This window comes from Microbispora sp. H10830, assembly GCF_014161375.1.
Classification (GTDB): Bacteria; Actinomycetota; Actinomycetes; order Streptosporangiales; family Streptosporangiaceae; genus Microbispora; species Microbispora catharanthi.
The window spans coordinates 112,291-132,756 of record NZ_JABBWX010000004.1 but is presented as its reverse complement, the minus strand read 5'-3'; the positions used below and the strand labels follow the sequence as shown (position 1 = coordinate 132,756).

The 20,466-nt window shown below is 71.9% G+C and carries 18 protein-coding genes and 1 riboswitch; of the genes, 9 read left to right on the top strand and 9 right to left on the bottom strand.

Translation table 11 applies throughout. From position 1 onward, the window contains the following. Positions 1–62 precede the first annotated feature (62 nt). The 4 genes from HHX35_RS12955 to HHX35_RS12940 all read left to right on the top strand — a co-directional run bounded on the left by HHX35_RS12955 (position 63) and on the right by HHX35_RS12940 (position 4,519). Entirely contained in the window at positions 63–758 is a 696-nt protein-coding gene (locus HHX35_RS12955) for a peroxiredoxin (RefSeq protein ID WP_182899093.1), read from the top strand. A 75-nt stretch (positions 759–833) separates the two neighbouring features. Continuing rightward, positions 834–2,087 (top strand): D-arabinono-1,4-lactone oxidase, encoded by a 1,254-nt coding sequence (locus HHX35_RS12950; RefSeq protein WP_220505403.1) that lies wholly within the window; start codon positions 834–836, stop codon positions 2,085–2,087. Positions 2,088–2,148: 61 nt separating this feature from the next. Next, positions 2,149–3,924, top strand: a complete 1,776-nt coding sequence (locus tag HHX35_RS12945) for a glycoside hydrolase family 15 protein (protein ID WP_182899091.1) — start codon at positions 2,149–2,151, stop codon at positions 3,922–3,924. Between the two features lie 124 nt (positions 3,925–4,048). After that, on the top strand, positions 4,049–4,519 hold the full coding sequence (locus tag HHX35_RS12940; RefSeq protein WP_182899090.1) for an SPW repeat protein: 471 nt from the start codon (positions 4,049–4,051) through the stop codon (positions 4,517–4,519). Positions 4,520–4,595: 76 nt separating this feature from the next. Here HHX35_RS12940 and HHX35_RS12935 read toward each other — a convergent pair whose 3' ends face one another. Further along, a complete protein-coding gene (locus tag HHX35_RS12935) occupies positions 4,596–5,153 on the bottom strand; it encodes a DUF421 domain-containing protein (protein WP_182899089.1) in 558 nt (185 codons plus the stop codon). Positions 5,154–5,510: 357 nt separating this feature from the next. On the opposite strand from HHX35_RS12935, the gene HHX35_RS12930 reads away from it, so the two are divergent. The 3 genes from HHX35_RS12930 (at position 5,511) to HHX35_RS12920 (ending at position 10,558) form a co-directional block, all read left to right on the top strand. Beyond that, positions 5,511–8,117, top strand: coding sequence for an MXAN_6230/SCO0854 family RING domain-containing protein (locus HHX35_RS12930; protein WP_182899088.1), 2,607 nt, complete (start codon positions 5,511–5,513; stop codon positions 8,115–8,117). Positions 8,118–8,447: 330 nt separating this feature from the next. Then, positions 8,448–9,170, top strand: coding sequence for a GNAT family N-acetyltransferase (locus tag HHX35_RS12925; RefSeq protein WP_220505356.1), 723 nt, complete (start codon positions 8,448–8,450; stop codon positions 9,168–9,170). Between the two features lie 298 nt (positions 9,171–9,468). After that, positions 9,469–9,611, top strand: a riboswitch (cyclic di-AMP (ydaO/yuaA leader). Between the two features lie 167 nt (positions 9,612–9,778). Then, positions 9,779–10,558, top strand: a complete 780-nt coding sequence (locus HHX35_RS12920) for a CHAP domain-containing protein (protein ID WP_182899086.1) — start codon at positions 9,779–9,781, stop codon at positions 10,556–10,558. A gap of 97 nt (positions 10,559–10,655) precedes the next feature. Here the strand turns inward: HHX35_RS12920 and HHX35_RS12915 are convergent, their stop codons facing one another. The 3 genes from HHX35_RS12915 to HHX35_RS44590 form a co-directional block, all read right to left on the bottom strand. Then, on the bottom strand, positions 10,656–11,273 hold the full coding sequence (locus HHX35_RS12915; protein ID WP_182899085.1) for a DUF305 domain-containing protein: 618 nt from the start codon (positions 11,271–11,273) through the stop codon (positions 10,656–10,658). Between the two features lie 73 nt (positions 11,274–11,346). Beyond that, positions 11,347–12,006, bottom strand: coding sequence for a hypothetical protein (locus HHX35_RS12910; protein ID WP_139575080.1), 660 nt, complete (start codon positions 12,004–12,006; stop codon positions 11,347–11,349). A 43-nt stretch (positions 12,007–12,049) separates the two neighbouring features. Then, positions 12,050–13,825 (bottom strand): M48 family metalloprotease, encoded by a 1,776-nt coding sequence (locus HHX35_RS44590; RefSeq protein WP_182899084.1) that lies wholly within the window; start codon positions 13,823–13,825, stop codon positions 12,050–12,052. Between the two features lie 348 nt (positions 13,826–14,173). Between HHX35_RS44590 and HHX35_RS12900 the strand changes: the two genes are divergently transcribed. Next, entirely contained in the window at positions 14,174–14,968 is a 795-nt protein-coding gene (locus HHX35_RS12900) for an SRPBCC domain-containing protein (RefSeq protein WP_182899083.1), read from the top strand. Positions 14,969–15,177: 209 nt separating this feature from the next. Continuing rightward, positions 15,178–15,978 (top strand): IclR family transcriptional regulator C-terminal domain-containing protein, encoded by an 801-nt coding sequence (locus HHX35_RS12895; RefSeq protein ID WP_182899082.1) that lies wholly within the window; start codon positions 15,178–15,180, stop codon positions 15,976–15,978. Between the two features lie 21 nt (positions 15,979–15,999). On the opposite strand, the gene HHX35_RS12890 is transcribed toward HHX35_RS12895, so the two are convergent. The 5 genes from HHX35_RS12890 to HHX35_RS12870 form a co-directional block, all read right to left on the bottom strand. Further along, a complete protein-coding gene (locus HHX35_RS12890; protein ID WP_182899081.1) occupies positions 16,000–16,965 on the bottom strand; it encodes a zinc-binding dehydrogenase in 966 nt (321 codons plus the stop codon). Between the two features lie 143 nt (positions 16,966–17,108). Further along, a complete protein-coding gene (locus HHX35_RS12885; RefSeq protein WP_182899080.1) occupies positions 17,109–17,468 on the bottom strand; it encodes a hypothetical protein in 360 nt (119 codons plus the stop codon). Continuing rightward, complete coding sequence (locus tag HHX35_RS12880) at positions 17,465–18,328, bottom strand: extradiol ring-cleavage dioxygenase (protein ID WP_182899079.1); 864 nt, start codon at positions 18,326–18,328, stop codon at positions 17,465–17,467. Before HHX35_RS12880 ends, HHX35_RS12885 begins: the two co-directional genes overlap by 4 nt. After that, positions 18,321–19,166 carry a citryl-CoA lyase gene (locus tag HHX35_RS12875; protein ID WP_259405023.1) on the bottom strand — a complete coding sequence of 282 codons (846 nt, stop codon included), beginning with the start codon at positions 19,164–19,166 and terminating at the stop codon, positions 18,321–18,323. Before HHX35_RS12875 ends, HHX35_RS12880 begins: the two co-directional genes overlap by 8 nt. Beyond that, positions 19,159–20,340, bottom strand: coding sequence for a CaiB/BaiF CoA-transferase family protein (locus tag HHX35_RS12870; RefSeq protein WP_182899078.1), 1,182 nt, complete (start codon positions 20,338–20,340; stop codon positions 19,159–19,161). Before HHX35_RS12870 ends, HHX35_RS12875 begins: the two co-directional genes overlap by 8 nt. Positions 20,341–20,466 lie beyond the last annotated feature (126 nt).

Here is a 20,466-nt window from a genome sequence, read left to right as displayed (position 1 = left end):
TCCGCGCCGGCACTCGCGGGCCGGCCCCACTCCGGGCGGCGTGACGCGGAAAGGAAGCGACCATGACCTCTGCCGCGACCTCTGCGGTGAACCCCACGACGACGCCGGAGGCGGAACCCACCCGGCTTCCGCTCATCGGCGACAGGGCGCCGGACTTCGAGGCCGAGAGCACCCACGGGCCGGTCCGGCTCGCCGACTACGCCGGGCGGTGGCTGGTGCTGTTCAGCCACCCGGCCGACTTCACCCCGGTGTGCACCACCGAGTTCGTCGCGTTCACCGAGCTGGCGGAGGAGTTCGCCGCCCGCGACGTCGCCCTGCTCGGCAACTCGGTCGACTCCGTGCACAGCCATCTCGCCTGGACGCGGGCGATCGAGGACAGGCTCGGCGTGAGGATCCCCTTCCCGATCATCGCCGACCTCGACACGCGGGTGTCCCGCGCGTACGGCATGCTCCACCCGAAGGCGTCGGCGACGGCGGCGGTCCGCGCGGTGTTCGTGATCGACCCGGAGTCGGTCGTCCGCGCGATCCTCTACTACCCGATGAACGCGGGGCGGATGGTCCCCGAGATCCTCAGGCTCGTGGACGCGCTGCAGACGGCCGACCGTGACGGTGTCTCCTGCCCGGCCAACTGGCGGCCGGGCGACGACGTGCTGCTGGGCGCGCCGAAGACCCAGGCCGAGGTGGAGGCGAGGCTGGCCGACGAGCGGCTCAAGCTCGTCGACTGGTATCTCGCCAGCCTCCCCGGCCGCGGCGCCTGACCGTACGCCCCGCAGAGTTCCGGTCAGCGGGAGCACACGGGCGCGATGTTCCGGTAGAACTCCTCTGTGACTCATTTGGTGACAAACTGGGCAGGCAACATCAGCTTCGCGGCCGCGGCGGTCGAGCGGCCCTCCTCGGTCGAGGAGGTGCGCGCCCTGGTGGCGCGGAGCGAGAAGGCCCGCGTGCTGGGCAGCGGCCACTCCTTCAATCACATCGCCGACTCCCCGGGCGCGCTGATCTCGCTCGACGCGCTGCCGCCGGAGATCGAGATCGACGGCGGGTCGTCCACCGTGCGGGTCGCCGCGAGCGTCCGGTACGGCGAGCTGGGCCGCCGTCTGCACGACAAGGGCTACGCCCTGCCCAACCTCGCGTCCCTGCCGCACATCTCGGTCGCGGGCTCCTGCGCGACCGGCACCCACGGCTCGGGCGACGCCAACGGCGGTCTCGCCACCTCCGTACGCGCGATCGAGATGGTGACCGCGGACGGCGACCTCGTCACGCTGAGCCGCGACGCGGACGGCGACCGGTTCGCCGGGGCCGTCGTCGCGCTGGGCGCCCTCGGCGTCGTCGTCGCCATGACGCTCGACGTCGTGCCGTCGTTCGACGTCCGCCAGCGCGTGTACGAGGGCCTGCCGGCCGAGGTGCTGGACGACCAGTTCGACGCCGTCATGTCCGCCGCGTACAGCGTCAGCCTGTTCACCGACTGGCGGACCTCCCGGATCAACCAGGTCTGGGTGAAGGAGCGGGCCGGCGCGGACCTCGCCGAGGCGGGCGGCGGCTTCTTCGGGGCGACGCCGGCCGACGGCCCGAGGCACCCCGTGCCCGGCATGTCCGCGGTGCACTGCACGGCCCAGATGGGCGTCCCCGGCCCCTGGTTCGAGCGCCTGCCGCACTTCCGGCCCGACTTCACCCCCAGCAGCGGCGAGGAGCTCCAGGCGGAGTACATGGTGCCCCGGCGGCACGCGGCCGCGGCGTTCCGCGCCCTCGACGGGATCCGCGACCGCATCGCCCCGGTCCTGCAGATCTCCGAGATCCGCACGATCGCCGCGGACGACCTGTGGCTGAGCCCGAGCCAGGGCCGCGACACCGTGGCCTTCCACTTCACCTGGATCAAGGACACCGCCGCCGTGACGCCCGTGCTCACCGCGATCGAGGAGTGCCTGGCGCCGTTCGGCGCGCGGCCCCACTGGGGGAAGCTGTTCACCCTTCCCGCGGACGTCCTGCACTCCCGCTACGAGCGCCTGGACGACTTCGCGGCGCTGGCGCGGCACTACGACCCGCGCGGCGTCTTCGCCAACGAGTTCGTCGAGCGGTACGTCCTCGGCTGATCGCCGGGTTCGTCCCCTGATGACCGGGTAAGTCCCGCTCGCGTCGCGACGGGGGAGGACGATGCGCATCGAGGACTACGCGCTCATCGGCGACATGCACACGGCCGCCCTGGTCGGCCGCGACGGCTCGGTCGACTGGCTGTGCCTGCCGCGGTTCGACTCCGGAGCCTGCTTCGCGGCGCTCCTGGGCGGCCGCCCGGCGGGGCGCTGGCTGCTGGCCCCGGCGGGCGAGGGGACGTGCACCGGGCGCCGCTACCGCGACGGCACGCTGGTCCTGGAGACGACCTGGGACCTCCCCGGCGGGTGCGTGCGGGTCCTCGACTTCATGCCGCCGCGCGGGGAGGCGCCCGACCTCGTACGGATCGTGGAAGGCGTGCGGGGCCGGGTGGAGATGCGCACGGAACTGCTGCTGCGCTTCGAATACGGCGCCGTGATCCCCTGGGTGCGGCACCGTGAGGGAGAGCTGGCCGTCGTCGCCGGTCCGAACGCGGCCTGGCTCCAGTCGCCCGTCGAGCTCACCCACGACTCCCGCCTCCGCGGGACGACCGCCTCCTTCACCGTCGCGGCGGGAGACCGGGTGCCGTTCGTGCTCACCTGGCAGCAGTCGTGGCAGGGCCGGCCGCGGCGGCTGGAGGCGGACGAGGAGCTGGCCGCCACCGATCGGCTGTGGAAGCAGTGGCTCGGCCGGTGCGGCTACCAGGGGAGGTACGGCGAGGCCGTGGGCAGCAGCCTCCTCGCGCTCAAGGCGCTCACGTACGCCCCCACCGGCGGCATCGTCGCGGCGCCCACGACCTCGCTGCCCGAGCAGATCGGCGGCCCGCGCAACTGGGACTACCGCTACAGCTGGCTGCGGGACGCGTCGTTCACCCTTCAGGCGCTGATGGGCGCGGGATACGCGGACGAGGCGACGGCCTGGCGCGACTGGCTGCTGCGGGCCGTCGCCGGAGACCCGGCCGACCTGCAGATCATGTACACGGTCGACGGCAGCAGGCACATTCCCGAGTGGACCGTCGACTGGCTGCCGGGATACGAGGGCTCGCGGCCGGTGCGGATCGGCAACGCCGCCTCGCGGCAGTTCCAGCTCGACGTGTACGGCGAGGTGATCGACTGCCTCTACCAGGCCAGGGAGGCGGGCCTGCGGCCGGACGAGGAGGCGTGGGACCTGCAGTGCGCGCTCATGGAGTATCTGGAGGGGGCGTGGCGGGAGCCCGACAACGGGCTGTGGGAGGTGCGCGGCCCGCGCCGCGACTTCGTCCACTCCAAGATCTTCGCCTGGGTGGCGGCGGACCGCATGGTCCGCTCGGTCGAGACGCAGGGCCAGGACGGTCCCGCCCGCCGCTGGCGCGCCCTGCGCGAGGAGATCCACCGGGACGTGTGCGCGCACGGCTACGACCCCGACCGCAACACCTTCACCCAGTTCTACGGGTCGAAGGGCCTCGACGCCGCGCTGCTGCTCATTCCCCGGCTCGGCTTCCTGCCCCTGGACGACCCTCGCGTGGCGGGCACCGTCGACGCCGTGTGCCGCGAACTGACGGAGGACGGCCTCGTCCTGCGCTACCGGCCCGAGGCCGACGACGTGGACGAACTGCCGGGCGGGGAGGGCGTCTTCATCGCCTGCTCCTTCTGGCTCGCCCACGCGCTCGCCCTGCTCGGCCGGCGCGAACGGTCGCGGCGCCTGTTCGAGCGCCTGCTGTCCCTGCGCAACGACGTCGGCCTGCTGTCGGAGGAGTACGACGTCCGCAAGGGGCGTCAGGCCGGCAACTTCCCCCAGGCGTACAGCCACGTCTCCATCGTGAACGCGGCCCAGGCGCTGGCCCCGCCGGGGACATCTGACTGACAGATATCCTCCATCTGTTTCCTGCGCATCTCGCGACCTCCCCTCCGCCACCTGCGGCGTTGGATGATGCAACCGAGGGGTCCGGGTCTTCGCCCGGCCCGTCTGGGAGAAGAGGTGACGCGACATGGTGCGACCAGGTCTGGCACGCCGCCCGGACGTGACGGAGCTGCGCCAGACGTACGACCGCGCGGGATCGACCGCTCCCGCGCAGGTAATGGACGGAGTGACGTTCCTCGCCGGGGTCTATCTCGCCATCTCGCCGTGGATCGTGGGCTTCAGCGGTCTCGGCGCTCTGGCGATCAACAACCTGATCGTCGGGCTGACGGTCGCGGCGCTCGCGATGGGCTGCGCGTCCGCCTTCGGCCGCACGTACGGCATGAGCTGGGTGGTGCCGGTGCTCGGCGTCTGGACGATCATCGCGCCGTGGGTGATCCGCGGCCAGCCGGCGACCACGGCGACCATCTGGGACAACGTGGTCACCGGGGCGATCATCTTCCTGTTCGGCCTCGGCGCGCTGGCGTTCGCCGCGAACTACCGGCAGCACGAGCACGGCGGCCGGCGGCGGGGGGTCGGCGCACCGGGCGGCGAATGGTAGCCGCCGTGCCTCGGCAGGCGGCGTACGGCAGGTGACCGGCGGGGGAGGGCTCCTTCGCCCCGCCGTGTCCACCTCGTCACATGCGCGGCGGGTGCCGCAGCCCCTGCCGGGTGACGTCGCCCACCGGACGATCCTTCGTGACGACGCTCACCGCCCCCTTCGGCTCGAAGATCACGTATCGGACCGAGGAGAGCGAGGCGACGCCGTGCTGGCGCAGGATCACGTACAGGTCGGGCTCGGTGAGACCGCACCGCCGCAGCTGCCCCCGCTGGATCTCGCCCGCGTCCACCAGGATCCGGGGCTTGTGGTCGAACCAGTGCGGTGACGGGGACCGCAACCTCACCTGGGTCACGACGGCGTGGACGGCGATCACCGTGAGCAGGGCGGCGGCCCCGGTGAGATACGAGGTGTCGGACGCCGTCGCGGTGCGGCCCACGATCGCGCCCACCGCGACCGCCGCGACGAAGTCGAACGGCGACAGTTCGGCGATCATGCGGCGCTTGGTGAGGCGCAGCCCGGCGACGGCGGTCGCGTACAGGAGCAGTGTCTTGACGGCGACCCAGCCCAGGTCGGCGACCTGCCCGAACAGCAGGAACACCCCGGGCGGCGGCGAGACTACGGACAGCGGGGACATGGCTTCCCTCCAATGTGGAGGCGCGACGGCGAATCCCGTCGCGCCGTCCTCTCGCCGGCCCTTCCCCGCCTTCCGGCCGACATCCCCGAGTGCGGGACAGAACCGGGTCATGCCGCGTACACCTGCCGTCCCGCGACGTACGTGAGCGCCACGCGGGCCGCCGAATCCCAAGCGAGGGAGGTCGCGAACAAAAAGGGGACGACACAAGATCGGGCGGCGGGCTAGGGTGGCGGGCCAAGGGGCGGCTCCTGGACGTGCTTCCTTCTCGATCTTTTAATCGCTTTAGTGCGTCCGTTCTCCGCCCCGTCTCACTTTCCCGGTGCCCGTCCGATCGCTCGTACCCAGGGAGGATGCCCGTTGGACCGGCTGGCGGAGCTGCTGCTGCGGCAGCGGCTGGTCGCCCCCGACCTTCTCGTCCCCGCCGCCCTCGTTCCCGCCGTCGAGCGGGAAGCCGCCGTCCCGGGCCCCGAGGGCGCCGGCCGTTCGTCGCGCTCGTCCCGCCGGGAACGGCCCCTCGCCACCGTCGCCGACGGGGTGGTCGCGCTGGAGGCCGACCTGCTCCAGCTGGGGCACGTGCTGAGCGCGCCGCTGCGTGCCCGGATGGCCGAGTTGGACGCCGGGGATCTCGGGCAGGCGGGCCGCGCGCTCGTCTCCGCCCTGTCGGCTCAGCTGGGCGGGCGCGTCGTGCACACGCCGCTGTTCCGCCGCTTCCCGGAGTCGGTCCCCGCCGACACGGTGGAGATGTTCGTCCGCAGGGTGTTCTCCGTGCTGCTCCAGCGGCCGGAGCAGCCGTGCGTGCTGTGCGGGGAGGTCGCCGCCGTCCATCCGGTGTCGCCGTGCGCGCACCTCGTCTGCCGCGCGTGCTGGGACGGCGCGGACTACAGCGCCTGCCCGATCTGCCATCGCCGGATCGACCCCGGTGATCCCTTCCTGCGCCCGGCCGACGACGTCTACGCCCCGGCCGTCAGGTGGAGCGGCCGGGTGCCGGAGACGCTGACCCTGCTCGGGCTGTGCGACGACCCCGCCACCCGGGCCCGCGACCTGCTGGGTCCGCTGCTGTCCCGGCAGGCGGCGCCGCGCGCGGAGGACAGGGCGGTCGTCGCCGAGATCGTCGATCGCTTCTGGCCCGAGTCGGCCGGCTGGCTTCCCGAGCGGATCCCGGCCCGCGAGACCCGTGCCGTCGTCCTGGCCGCGGCCGTACGGCACGGCGACCTGGCCCTGCTCACTCGGCACGCCGACACGGCGACCGACGTGCTGCGGCTGCTCCACGCCCTCATGGGCGGCGACCCCGGGTTGCGCGCCCGCCTCCCGCGCCGCACGAGCCTGTCCCGGCCGGTGCGCCGCGCGCTCCTCGCCGCGCTGGACCGGCAGGCGCTGCCGTACCTGATCGAGGACCTGCACCGCTACCCCGCGCAGTGGCGGCACATGGCGGAGGTGCTGCACCCGCACGAGTTCCACCGGCGTCACCCGGACGCGGCCCTGGCGTTCGCCGTGCTGCGCGGCACCCCGCTGCGGAAGGGCACGCCGATGGCGGACGTCCTGCTGGAGCGCGCGGCGGCCCACGGGGACCTGCTGTCGTTCGACGGTGTACGGCTGCGCGCCCGCACGTTCGCGGGGCGGTTCGAGGCCGCGCTGCGGACCGATCCCCGCGAGGCCCTCGCCCTGCTGGCGCGCCGGCCGGGAGAGCTGCTGCGGCGCACCGCCGATCTCGCCCGCCGCCTGCCCGCCGCCGACCTCGCCGAGGCCCTGCGCGCCGCCGCGCCGCACGTCTCCCCGGCCGTGCTGATCGCCACCCTGGGCCAGTTGCGTACGCCACCCGGCGGGACCCGCATGTTCCTGCCGCGCGGGGGAGCGGCGCGGATCTGGGCCGAGCCCGACGCCCGCGAGGAGCTCGCCCCCGAGACCGTGGCCGCCCTGTCCGCCGTGCTGACCGGCGAGATGCTGCGCCGGGCCGCCGCGCTGCCGCCCGTCGAGACCGCGCTGCTGGACGAGGAGCTGGCCGACCTGCTCGCGCCGGAGGCCGAGCGGTCCGCCTCGGCCTCGCTGGTACGGCTGCCGCGCGGCAGCGTCAGGCCGCTCCCGGACGGTGCGCGGATCCGGCTGTTCCTGCACTGGGCGGAGCCCGCGGATCGCATGATCGACCTGGACCTGTCGGTGGCGGTGTTCGACGCGCGGTGGGAGTTCGTCGGGCTGTGCGACTACACGAACCTGCGGCTCGGCGCGAGCGCCGCCGTCCACTCCGGGGATCTGACCTCCGCGCCCGAGCCGCTGGGCGCGTCGGAGTTCGTGGACCTCGACGTGGCCGCGCTGCGCGCGACAGGCGGCCGCTACGTGGTGCCCGTCGTGTTCAGTTACAACGACGTGCCGTTCGACGAACTGGCCCGCGGTTTCGCCGGGTTCATGGACGATCCGGACGGCCTGTTCGACCCGCTCGCCGTACGGCAGCGCTTCGACCTGACCGGCCCGGCCAAGATCCTCGTCCCGCTCGTCGCCGACCTCTGGTCGCGCACGATGCGCTGGGTGGACCTCAACGTGTCCGCGTTCGGCGGGTTCCACAACGTGTACGAACACGAGGAGCAGCTCGCCCGTCTGGGCGCGGCCGCCGAGGACGCCTACGGTCTCGGCGAGCGCGTCACCCTGTGGGAGGTCGCCTGCTGGCACGCCGCCGCCCGCGCCCGCGAGGTCGTCGTACGGCACCGCGACGGCGCCGTGAGCCGGCACGCGCGTCGTCCCGGCGAGGACGCCGCCGCCTTCGCCTCCCGCCTCGGCGTACGGCAGGCGGCCGATCAGCCGACGGAGGCCGGCGCGGCGGAAGCGGGTCTCGCCGTGGTGCTGGAGGACGACGTGCGGGTGAGCGAGGGGGCACAGGTCTACGCCCTGCACCCTGCCCGTCTCGACCCCGCCGTGATCCGCCCTCTCGACGCCTCCGACCTCGTCGGCATGCTCGCCCCCGCGACGCGCTGACCGGCCGGAAATAACGGTTTGCGCGCTCAGCGACCCGCGTGGGAAAGTGAGCGCGCTTCACACAGGTAACAGCGAAGGAATGAAGCCTATGTTCTCGGCGTCCCACAGCGGCCGCCGTCGGCACTGACCGGTACGCCTCCCGCGTCATCGGCTCACTGCCTTCACGTCTCACGGCGGCCCCACGTGACGGTGCCCTGCGCACCTTCTCCATCCCGTCCGGGATGGCTTCAAATGCGCGTTCACCCTCCGCTCCGCGCGGCGGGCGAACCGCTCCACCTTGTCATTCGTGAGGTCGATATCACCGTGGGCATCGATGTCCAGAGTTTCGCCGTGGCCAACCTTCGCCGCCGTCCCGAAGTCGTCGAGATCGGGGGCTTCGTCCTCGGCGTGGAGCCCGGCACCACCAGCCCGTACGTCAACTACGCGACACCCCTGCCCGGCGCCCGGCCGGGCGGGCGGGACGTCGCGGCGCTGATCGGGTCGTTCCGCGAGCGCGGGCTCAAGCCCCGTCTCGAGTTCGCCCCGGACGCCGCGCCCGCCGTGGAGCCCGCACTTCGCGAGGCGGGGTTCACCGTCGAGGCGGTGCACGACTACCTCGTCTGCATCCCGGCCACGCTGACGAGGCCGCGAACCGCTCTCCCGGTGGAGACGCCGTCGACGGACGAGGACTACACGGCGATCGACGCCGCCCTGTCGGAGGCGTTCGGCGGGGAGTTCGCCTCGTCGCCGGAGGGCGCGGCCCGGCTGCGCCGTACGGAGGAGAGCGGCGGCGCGGTCCGGTTCGTCCGGGCGCCAGGCGGCGGCTGCGCGGGAGCGGCCATGTGCTCCGCTCCGGCCGTGGAGACGTCGGAACTCGCCGGCGTCGGCACCCGCCCCGGCTTCCGGGGGCGGGGCATCGCCGCCGCGGTCACCGCCACGCTCGCCGAGGCGATGCTCGCCAGGGGAGCACGGTCGGTGTGGCTGGAGTACGGCGGCGAGGGATCCCGCCGGGTCTACGAACGCGTGGGCTTCCGGCCGGCCGGCACCCGCCTGTACATGTCGCTCGAAGTCTGACCCGCGCCGTCTGATCGCGCCCGGCGGGGGACCGCCGCCCGCCGGGCGCGACGGCGTGTCCGGGGGTACGGCCGCCTGGCCGTGTCGTCTTCGCCCCGCCCGCCGTACGGGCGCTCATGCCCGTACGGCGCTGTGTGGCGCATCTCACCGCGGGCGGCCCGCGACCGTGAGGACCTGCGGAAGCACGGAACGGCGGCGGCCAGAATGATGCTCTTTGCCGGGTTTTTGGTCGTGTCTTACTTGTTATCTATTAAGCTTCCCGTGTGTCTCGCCGGTGCGCGGTCCTCAACCCGAGGACGACCGGCGACCGCCGAATCCCGGAAGTCATCGATCCCGGGAACCGGGGACCCACGTCTCTTGGGGTGAATCCGGACCATCCGGTAGGGCTACTCCTGGCCCGAACCCGTCAGCTAACCCGGTAGGCGGCCAAGGAGAGGAGAGCGCGTGGAGTGTCGGCTCCACCTGCCCACCCGGTCCGCGTCGTGTCGCCGGACCACATGCCCGCCCTGGAACGTCTCCAGGCTTCCGGGGTGATGGCGCGCCCGTGACGGGCTGCCACATTTCCCGTTTCTGATTCCGCCCCGCCGCGGCCGTGTCCTCGGACGGTCATGCCGTCATGCCGCCACGCCCCGCGGGCCGGTTCGTCATGTCTCGAAGCGCGCCATGAGGAGCCTCCGATTTCCACCGATCCGATAGCTCGACAGCTGCTCGACGCCGTCCGCCCCGAACTGGGCTACCGCGAACGAGCAGGGAAACACACGAAGTTCGGCGAGTGGTACGCCGACAACATCGCCAAGGACTCCGACTTCAAGACCGCCCCCTGGTGCGACATGTTCGTCTCCTGGGCGGCCGACCGGGCCGGGGTGCAGGGCCACGTCGGCGAGTTCGCGCTCACCACGCGGCACGCCAAGTGGTTCAAGGAGCACCACGCCTGGAGCGACAAGCCCGAGCCGGGCGCCGTGGTCTTCTTCGACTGGTCGGGGTCCAAGAAGATCGGGGACATCGACCATGTCGGCATCGTCGAGAAGGTCGCCGGCGGGAAGGTCCACACGATCGAGGGCAACGTCGACGGCGTGTGGCTGAAGCGCAAGGTGCGCGACAAGAGCAAGATCGTGGGGTACGGCCTGCCGCGCAAGGTCAAGGTGGCGCCGAAGGCGCCGGTGACGATCCAGCCCGTGGCGGCCGTCAACGCGAGCGTCCAGCGCGCCGCGGCGCCCACCACCAGGAACATGGCGGCCACGCAGGGGAAGTCCCTCGACGTCGTGTGGTCGCCCGGGGACGCCGTCCTGCCGGCCGGTCTGCTGTTCGCGGTGGTCTCCACCGCCGTGACCGGGCTCCGGTTCAAGGCCGCGGCGGCGACGTCCGGCGGACGGCACCGCAAGCGATGACCTCCCACGATGACCTTCCACGACGACCCCCCACGGTCACGTCCCGCCGCCTTCCTGAGCGGCGGATCACCGTGGCACGTCGTCGACTCGGGCCGCGCTAACCCAGCAGGCCCTTCATCTCCCTGATCTCGGCCGACTGGCTGGAGACGATGGACGCCGCCATCCGCCGGGCCGGCTCGTAGACCCCGGTGCGCAGCTCGTCGCGCGCCATGGCGACGGCGCCCTCGTGGTGCCGGATCATCATCGTGAGGAAGGCCCGGTCGAAGGCCCGTCCGGACAGCCCCGCGAGACGCCGCATGTCCTCGGGGGACATCATTCCGGGCATGGCGTGGTGCTCCGGCGCGGGGCTCTCACCGGGCACCCGCTCGCCCCAGGCCGTGAGCCAGCCGCTCATCGTCCGGATCTCGGGAGCCTGCGCGGCCTCGATCCGCCGGGCGAGCCGCGCGACCCGGGCGTCCGCCGCGCGGCCCTCGGCCAACCTTCCCATCTCCACCGCCTGACGATGATGCGGGATCATCATCCGGGCGAACATGACGTCCTGGTCGTTGTGGACGGCCGCCGGTGTCGTGCCGGCAGGCCCGGTGAGCACGGTGAGCGCGGTGAGCGCGGCGGGTGAAGACGATGCCCCGGGCCAGGCGGCGGAGCCGTACGCGCCGCCCAGGCCGACCAGCAGATCGGCCGTCAGCAGGGCCGCCGGCAGAACACGTCCCTTCATAGGCCGACACCTCCGTACGCCCGGGCGTGGTGGGGTCCTGGATTGTCGTACCCCGTCCCGCGGAACGTTCCCGTCAGCCGAACGTGATCCGGAACCGGTAGTTGTCGCCGTAGGTCGAGCCGCGGATGGTGAACGCCGCGCTCCCCGAGCTCACTCGGCCCGATACCGTCGCCCCGGCGTTGACGGCGTAGAGGAAGGGGGACGTGCCGAGATTACGGCAAGGGACGATGGTCTTCTCTCCGTAGAAGTGGTTGAACGTGGCCCCCTCGGCGCGATGGCTGTCGACCAGCTTGCCGGACCAGGAGGTGCCCGATCGGCCGGTGACCCAGTAGCCGAGCAAGAGGTTCGGGTCGCGTACGTTGCCGCCGAGATCGCGGGCCGACGCGGTGACGACGTGGGCGGAGCCGAATTGGAAAGATCCGACGGCTCCGATGTTCCCCACGTAGAACTCCCAGTAGAAGGGATTGCGCTCGACCCGGCCCGCGGCGGACTTGGGTGGGCCGGTGATGAATTTCGCGGCCATCCTGTATCGGCTGGTGCCGATGAACCGGTGCTCGCCCGAGAGGGGACCTCCGCAGTAGTCGTATGAGTCGACCACCACGGTGGCGGTGCCGCGATAGATCTGTAGCGCGGACTGCGCGCCGGTCGCCGGGCCGGCCGGGATCACCGCCCCGAGCACCGCGGTCACCGACACGGCAGCCGCTGATCCGCGTTTCCGTGCTTTTCTGCTCATGGAGAATTCCCTCCTTGTCGTACCGTCGATCAAGGGCCGTGTTTCAGATGAAACTCGTCATATAGAGCGCCAGAGGAAGGACGGCGGCCAGTGCATAGGGAGCGAACTGAGAATTGCGATCGCCGGCGTGTCGTGTCCGTACGATCCACGGCCAGACGACCAGCAGCACCGTGCTCCCGCCCAGGAGGAGCCGGTCGAAGGCGAGCCCTTTGACGATGCTCTGGAACACGTGGGCGATCGCGGCGCCGATGTCCTCGCCGGTGAGCATGAACGCGGGCAGAGCGAGGGCCGACACCAGCACGAGCCGGACGACGAAGGTCGCCGGCCACGCCACGGCCAGCCCCGTGAGGCCGCAGAAGCGCCCCCCGGCGACCTTCCGGCGCAACGCGGCCGGCGGGTGGGTGAGCACTCTGCTGACACGTCTCAGCCGGCCGCCGGGAAGGGTCCGTTCGAGGGCCAGTGCCCGGATGAGCGCGTCGGCGCCACGCTGCCGGACCGCCAGCCGATCCGCGCCGAGTTCCGCCAGCCACAGCGCCACGACCGGCAGGAGCAGCATCCTCGGGACGACGGCGGCGTGGACGAGGAGCTGCCCGGTCAGCAGGCGCCCGGCCGCGCCTCCGAGCGTGACGTACAGGGTGATCGGCAGCAGCCCGACCACTACGAAGATCGGGCCCCAGACGCGCACCAGCCAGGTGAAAGGGCTCGCGAGACCGACGACGTGGTGATCGCGTTGACGACGGTGGGCGATCTCGTGCAGCAGTACGGCCTCGGCCGCTTCGGGGTCGGCCCGCCACAGGACGGTCAGCGGGAGGAAGACGGCGATCCGCGCCTGCTTCCAGCCCACCGGATAGACGCGCGCCGTCATGCGGTTACTCTCGCTGAACCTGATCTCGACGGAAGGGTCCTGCCGCCGTACGAACGCGGCCATCTCCTCGATGACCGGGTTGTCGCTGACTCTCAGATCGTGCCGCCGCTCCACTCTTCTTCCGCGGAACCCCGGCAGCAGCAGGCTCGCCATCGCCCCGAGCAGGATCAGCGCGGGGAAGAGCTGGGCGATGCTCGCGACACCGAGCACGATGCCCGCCGTGCGGGCGACGCCCATAGGGCTGTTCGTGATCAGGGTCCGGTAGTCGGTGGCCTGGCGGATCCAGTCGCCGATCAGCCCGGGCACTCCGACCAGAAGGTAGGCGATCAGGTAGAACCAGAGCCACGGCGGCAGCATCCAGGAACGCGATGGCCCGCCGAGCCGGTGTTCCGGCAGAGGCAGCGCGGGGGACGTGGCCAGAAGAGCGGCGAGCAGCGCCTGGATCTCCTCCGGGGTGTTGCCCGGTTCGAAGACCGTCTCCAGGAGCCGGTAGGTCTGTTGCTCGGCCCTCTCCCTGCTGAGACCGTGAGCGATCAGGCGCTCCGTCAGGACGGCGATCGCCTGGTCGAGCAGGCGCCCCTGGTCGGGGTTCATCTGGGCAGGCGGCGACGAGGGGCCGCCGGTGGCGGCGGTTCGCTCAAGCGAAGGGGTTCTGCCGCTACGTCGCGACTCGATGAGGGCGTACACGGCGAGCGTGTTTCCGATCATTCCGTCCGCGAGAAACGTGTGCAGGTGATCGGCGGCGGCGCGCAGCGCGTCGAGAATGGCCGGGAGCTCGCCTATTCCCGCGCCGGACGCGAATCCCCCGGTTTCGCCGCCGTCTCCGGTGGTGAAAAGACGGCGGCGGCGTTCCCCGCCTTCGGCATAGGCGGCGCCGACCTCTGCCGCGAAATCGATCTCATGAGGTGTCAGACGCTCTGCGAGGCGCCGGGACCACGCTCCGACGAGTTCCACGGAATGCCTCCACGGGACGGCGGGAACCTCACCGTAAAAGACCATTGCCGTCCGGCCAATGACGTGTGCATACACGGTTGGTCACGCCCTGTGTCGATTCGGATATGGTGGCGCCAATAATGGCGGCCGGGGCGGCGAATGACCGACTAATTCCAAAGCGTGGCATAAAGATGGAACATCACTTGATGCCGTATTCACCCCCTTTGTGGTGAAAGTCGAGGCGGCGGAGCGGTACGCGTCCCTGTCCGCTGAGCGCCCCGCGGGTGGCCGGTGGGCGGCGTTGACATGCAGCCGTGTGGCTGCATATGGTCCATGCAGCCACAAGGCTGCATGTTCGGGATGGGGAAGATGGACGAGGTGTTCAAGGCGCTGGCCGACGTCAGCCGCCGCCGGTTGCTGGACAGCCTGAACGCCCGCAACGGCCAGACGCTGCGTGAACTGTGCGCGGGGCTGGACATGGCGCGGCAGTCGGTCAGCAAGCACCTGGCGGTGTTGGAGGCGGCGGACCTCGTGACCACGGTGTGGCGTGGCCGGGAGAAACTGCACTACCTCAACGCCGTGCCCATCAACGCCATCGCGGACCGCTGGATGAGCAGGTTCGACCGCGAGCGGGCCCGTGCTCTCGCCGATCTCAAGAACGCATTGGAGCAGGAACCGATGGGCAACCCCGAGTTCGTCTACACCACCTACATCAGGACCACGCCCGAGCGGTTGTGGCAGGCCCTGACCGACCCCGGCTTCACCCGGCGCTACTGGGGCCTGTCCTTCGACGCCGACTGGAAAGCGGGGGCGCCGATGACGTGGCATCAGGGCGGTGTGGCGATCGCCGATCCCGAGCAGGTCGTCGTCGAATCCGAACCCGGCCGCCGTCTCTCGTACACCTGGCACTCCTTCACGCCCGAGTGGGCCGAGGCGGTCGGTTTGGGGGAGGACGTGCTCGCCAGGCTGAAGACGGAGCGCAGGTCACGGGTGACGTTCGAGATCGAGCCGATGGGGGAGACGGTCAAGCTGACGGTCGTCCACGACGGCTTCGATCCCGGCAGCACCGTGCGGGAGATGGTCGGCGAGGGCTGGCCCCAGGTGCTGTCCGCGCTCAAGACCCTGCTGGAGACGGGCCAGCCCCTGCCGGCCGGGAGCGCCTGACGCGCGGCTCTGTCATGGCGCCGTCAGGGCGCCACTTGAGCGGACAGTGGTCCGCTGGGCGGTCATGTTGAGGACGTGTCCTCGCCGACCGCCCTGTTACGGTAATGCGAAGCTGGGCATCTCGGACTACGCGGACCGCCGTCAGGCGGACAGCGAACCGCGAGCAGGGTCTAAAGTTGACTCGGCGAGTTCGAGTGGAAGAGGCGTCCATGGCACGAGGCGACACCGGACCTGACTTCATCGAGGCGCTCGCGCGCGGCCTCGATGTCATCAGGGCGTTCCAGCCGGGGCGCCCGGTCATGTCCCTGACCGAGGTGGCGGCGGCGACCGGCCTGGCCCGGCCCACGGCGCGGCGCATCCTGCTCACCTTGCAGGAGCTGGGGTACGCCCGCTCGGCGCAGGGCGGCTTCGCCCTGACCCCGCGGGTGCTCGAACTCGGCGTCTCCTACGTCCGCTCGACGGGCCTGTGGGAGGTGGCCCGGCCGCACCTGGAACGGCTGGTCGCCCAGACGCACGAGTCGTCGTCGGTCGCCCAGCTCGACGGGTCCGACATCGTGTACGTCGCCCGCGTGGCCGTGCCGAAGATCGTCGCCCTTTCGGTGCAGATCGGGACGCGGTTCCCCGCGATGCAGACGTCCCTGGGCAAGGTGCTGCTGGCCGCGCTCCCGCCGGACGAGCTGGAGCGGGTGCTGGCCGAGCCGAGCCGGTCGGGCATCGAGCCGCGCTGGCGGCCCGATCCGCGGGAGCGCGACGCCGTGTTGCGCGAGGTGCGGGCGAAGGGCTGGGCGCTGACCGACGAGCAGCTCGCCCTCGGGATCCGGTCGGTGGCCGCGCCGCTGCGCGACGGCTCCGGCGCCGTCATCGCGGCCGTGAACGTCAACAGCCACGCCGCCGAGACCTCGCTGGAGAAACTGACCGAGGAGCACCTGCCGCTGTTGCTGAAGACCGCCGGCGCGATCAGCGCCGACTGGGCGCTCTACGAGTCGGTCCCGCAGGTCACGGCTTCCTAGGAAGCCGCGGGTCACGGCTTCCTAGGAGGCCGCCCCGGGGATCAGGACGATCCTGCCGGAGGCGGTTCCGGCCGCCTGACGCCGCCACGCGGCGCCGGCCTCCTCCAGCGGGACCGTCTCGTGGGCGACGGTCAGCCGCCCGAGCGCCGCCTGCTCGGCGACGAAGACGATCGAGGCGGCCCGCTGCTCGGGGGTCAGCTCGTTGTTGGTGTATCCCAGCAGCCGCAGCGACCTGCCGCGCAGCGTGGAAGACTCGATCGGGCAGGTCTCGTCCGCCGAGGAACCGAGGTTGACCCACCGGCCTCCCCGGCGCAGGGCACGGGCCGCGGCGGCGGCCGCAGGGCCGAAGAGCGGGTCGAGCACCAGGTCGGCGGGCCCGTCGCAGGCCTCGGCGAAGCGGGCGGCCAGCGTGGCGACGTCGCCGGTGTCGAGCGCCACCACGGCGTCCGCGCCCGCCTGCCGGGCGCGTTCGCGGGCGGCGGGGGAGCGGGCGCCCGCGACGACCCTGCGGGCACCGGCGATGCGCGCGATCCGCACGGCGGCCTGCCCGACGACTCCGCCCGCCCCGAGCACCACCACCTGCTCGCCGGTGGCGAGCTCGCCGCGCCAGGTCAGCGCCATGTGCGCGGCGACGGCCGACAGCCCGAGCGCGGCCACCGCGACCGGGTCGGCCTCCGCCGGCAGTTCGACGAGGTCGTGCGCGGGCACGGCCGCCACCTGCGCCATGCTGCCGTCGCCCGGGGCCATGCCGGCCGAGGTCGCGAACCACACCGGCCGCCCGTCCGCGACGCCGGCCCCCTGCACGCCCGGCACGTACGGCGTGCGCGGCCTGCCGAAGTAGGACGTGCCGGTCGCGCACAGCAGGTCGAGCGGCGTGACGGGCGCGGCGCCGACCTCGACCAGCGTCTCGCCGGGCCCGGCGACGGGCACGGGCAGGTCGGCCACCCGCGGCGGCCTGCCGGGTTCCACGATCTGCGCTGCCCGCATGTTCCACCTTTCGCCGAAGCACATCTCGCCGAAGCACATCTCGCTGAGGCACATCGTCATCGGCGGCAGCCGCCGGGCACGCCCCGCACGGCGTGCCCGGCGCCTCGCCGCCCGGCCCGCCTTCGGGAGGCGGGCAGGTCCGATCACGTCGCGATGTCGGGGTACGGCATCGTCATGTGGGCCAGCCGCCGGGCGTACTCGGTCTGGAAGCCCAGCGGCTCGTGGTCGCGCTCGAACATCGCGATGAACAGCGTGAGCGTGAGGAACGGGTGCGCGCCCAGCTCGAACAGCCGGGGGTAGTCGTGGCAGGCCAGGGCCTCGCGCTCGGCGTCCTCGAAGCGCAGCCAGGTCGAGGCCTCCCCGCCGTGACAGCTCAGCAGCCGGTTGGCGTGCTCGGCCTCCCACCACCCCACCGTGCCCCGGGGGTCCTCGCGGTAGCGCTCGACCAGTTCCGGATCGCGGTCGACGGTGAACAGGAACTTGTTCAGCAGGTACTTGCTCACGCCACGCCTCCGTTTGGATACCAGGTGAAGTAGGCCTCCATGGTGTGGAACAGGTCGTAGGTGTCGACGTAGTCGGCCTTGGCGCCCTCGCCGGCCACGCCCATCATCAGCATGAAGTCCATGAAGCCGTGGGTGGCGTTGCCGGGCAGGTGGAGGCTGTCGAGGGTGACCTCCGACAGGCAGCCCTCGATGTCGCCGGAGGAGATCCACTCGACCGCCTTGCGGTCGAACTCGGGATCGGGCCCGTGCGGGCCGAACTGGCGCGGCCCGCCGAGCTCCAGCGACAGATGCCCTGTGCCGATCACCGCCACCCGCCTGTCCGCCGGCCACGACTCCACCAGCTCGCGGATCGTACGGCCGAGCTGCACGAACCGCTTCGGCCGCGGCAGCGGCGGGGCGAAGATGTTGGTGTAGATCGGCACGATCGGCAGGTCGTTCTGCGGTCGCAGCGTGACGATCGGGCACGTGATCGAGTGGTCGATCCGCAGCTCGTTGGAGAAGGCCAGGTCGAAGCCCGCGTCCAGGCCCTCCCGCAGGATGTACGCCGACAGGTCCTCCTGGCCGGTGAAGAACATCCGGGGCAGGCCGAACTCGCGCTCCTCGTTGTACCAGTTCGCGTCGTAGAAGGGCGCCTTGCCGACGAGGAACTGCGGCATGTTGTCGAGCCAGAGCTGGTGGAAGTGGTCGGAGCCGACCATGACCAGCACGTCGGGCCGCGCCTTCGTCAACGTCTCCCGGAACGCCTCGACCTTGCGCACCCACTCGTCGGCGAACGGCGGGCGGTCCTCGCCGGTGGCCGTGCTGGCGCGGTAGTAGAACGGATGATGGGTGGACGCGATCACCGCGACCAGTTCAGCCATGCGAACCTCCAGTGGCGTCAGGGGCGTAGGGCTCGGGATCGACGGACCGGTTGTTGAGGTCCACCGACAGGAAGATCTCGTTCGCCACCGGGCGGCGCAGCTCCTCGGCGAGCTGGCCGATGAGGCCCGCCGTACGGGCGAGCAGGGCGAAGCCGCGCAGCAACTCCAGCGGCAGGCCGAGGTCGGCGAGCGCCGCGCCGCAGACGCCCGCGCCGTTGAGCGGCAGCTTCTTGCCCAGCACCTCGGGATGCACGCGGCCGATCGCGGCGAACAGCGACAGGTGCGGCCCGAACACGTTCTCCTCGGCGGCGATCTTCATCAGCCGGGGGGTGCGGGGGTCGCCCTCCTTGTGCACGTGGTGGCCGAGGCCGGGGATGAACCGCCGCGCCTGCCGCCGGGCCCGCACGGTCTCCAGGGCCAGCGCGTCCCAGCCGGCGTCGTCAGACGGCGGCGGCCCGTCGTTGGCCGCCAGGACATCGTGCAGGAACCGGCCGCAGTCCTCGGTCACGCCGAGGAAGCGCGATCCGCCGCCGAGCAGCCCGGCCGCGAGCGCGCCCTGGATCGAGTCGGGCGCCGACAGGTACGTCAGCCGGGTGACGATCGCGGTCGGGGTGAACCCGTGGTCGGCCAGCGCGGCGAGCACGGCCTCGAACACCCGGGTCTCGCCCGGCGTGGGCCGCCGCTGAGCGGCGAGCCAGAACGCGAGCTCGCCGAAGCCGACCTTTCCCATCACGTCCTCGGCGAGGTCGCGGCCCAGCAGGGTGATCGACCTGAGCGAGGACGCCCCCAACGCGGTGGGATACGACGGCCGCTCGATCATCTCCGGCCCGTCAGACATCGTCGTCCTCCTCCTTGGTCAGCCATTCGCGCAGCTCGTCCCCGTGCTCGTCCAGCTCCGGCGGCGGCAGCCGGTAGGCGACGGGGGTCGCGGAGAACCGGATCGGGTGGCGGGTGGTCGGGACCGCGCGGTCGCCCTCGCCCACCTCCACGATCGGGTCGAGCCCGAAGCGCTCGGCCATGGCGAACCCGCCGTCGATGGTGTTGATCGGCCCGCACGGCACCCCCGCCGCGACCAGCAGCTCGAACCACTCGAGCGCGCCCCGTGTGGCGAGCCGTCCGACCAGGATGGGCCGCAGTTCCTCGCGGCGCGCGGTCCGGTCGGCGTTGCGCGCGAAGCGCGGGTCGTCGGCGATCTCCGGGATGCCGAGCACCTCGCACAGCTTGCGGAACTGGCCGTCGTTGCCGGCCGCGACGATGATGTCGTTGTCGGCGGTGGGCAGCGGCTCGTAGGGGAAGACGCTCGGGTGCGCGTTGCCCATGCGGTAGGGGACGACACCGCCGGCGACGTACGCGGAGCTGTGGTTGACCAGGCCGGTGAGCGCCGAGGACAGCAGGTTGACCTCGACGTGCTGGCCCTGCCCGGTCGCGTCGCGGTGGCGCAGGGCGGCGAGAATGCCGATGGCGGCGTGGTTGCCCGCCATGACGTCGAAGACCGAGATTCCGGCGCGGTAGGGCGGGCCGCCGGGGTCGCCGGTGAGGCTCATCAGCCCCGACATGGCCTGCACCATGAGGTCGTAGCCGGGCACGTCGCGGCCCGCGCCGGAGCCGAATCCGCTGATCGAGGCGTACACCACGCCGGGGTTGGCCGCGCTCACCGACGAGTAGTCGAGGCCGTACTTGGCGAGCCCGCCCGGCTTGAAGTTCTCCACCAGCACGTCGGCGCGGCGGGCCAGCTCCCGGGCCGCCTTCGCGTCGCCGGAGTCCCGCAGGTCGAGCGCGATCGACCGTTTGCCCCGGTTGACCCCCAGGTAGTACGTCGACACGTCGCCGCGCACCGGCGGCATCCAGGTGCGGGTGTCGTCTCCCTTGGGTCCTTCGACCTTGACGACCTCGGCGCCCATGTCGGCCAGCAGCATCGTGGCGTACGGCCCGGCCAGGACCCGCGAGAAGTCGGCCACCAGCACGCCGGACAGCGGCCCGCCTCCCCGCTCGGGCGCGGTGTCGTCTGTCATCCGGCTCCCCCTCCTTGGTGTTGCCGCAGTGTCCGCTGAACGGACATAAGTCCGTGAAGCCGATTCTGGCACAGGCGGTCCACGCGTCAAATGCTCGACCGGCTTTTCATGGGAGGACGAGGCGGG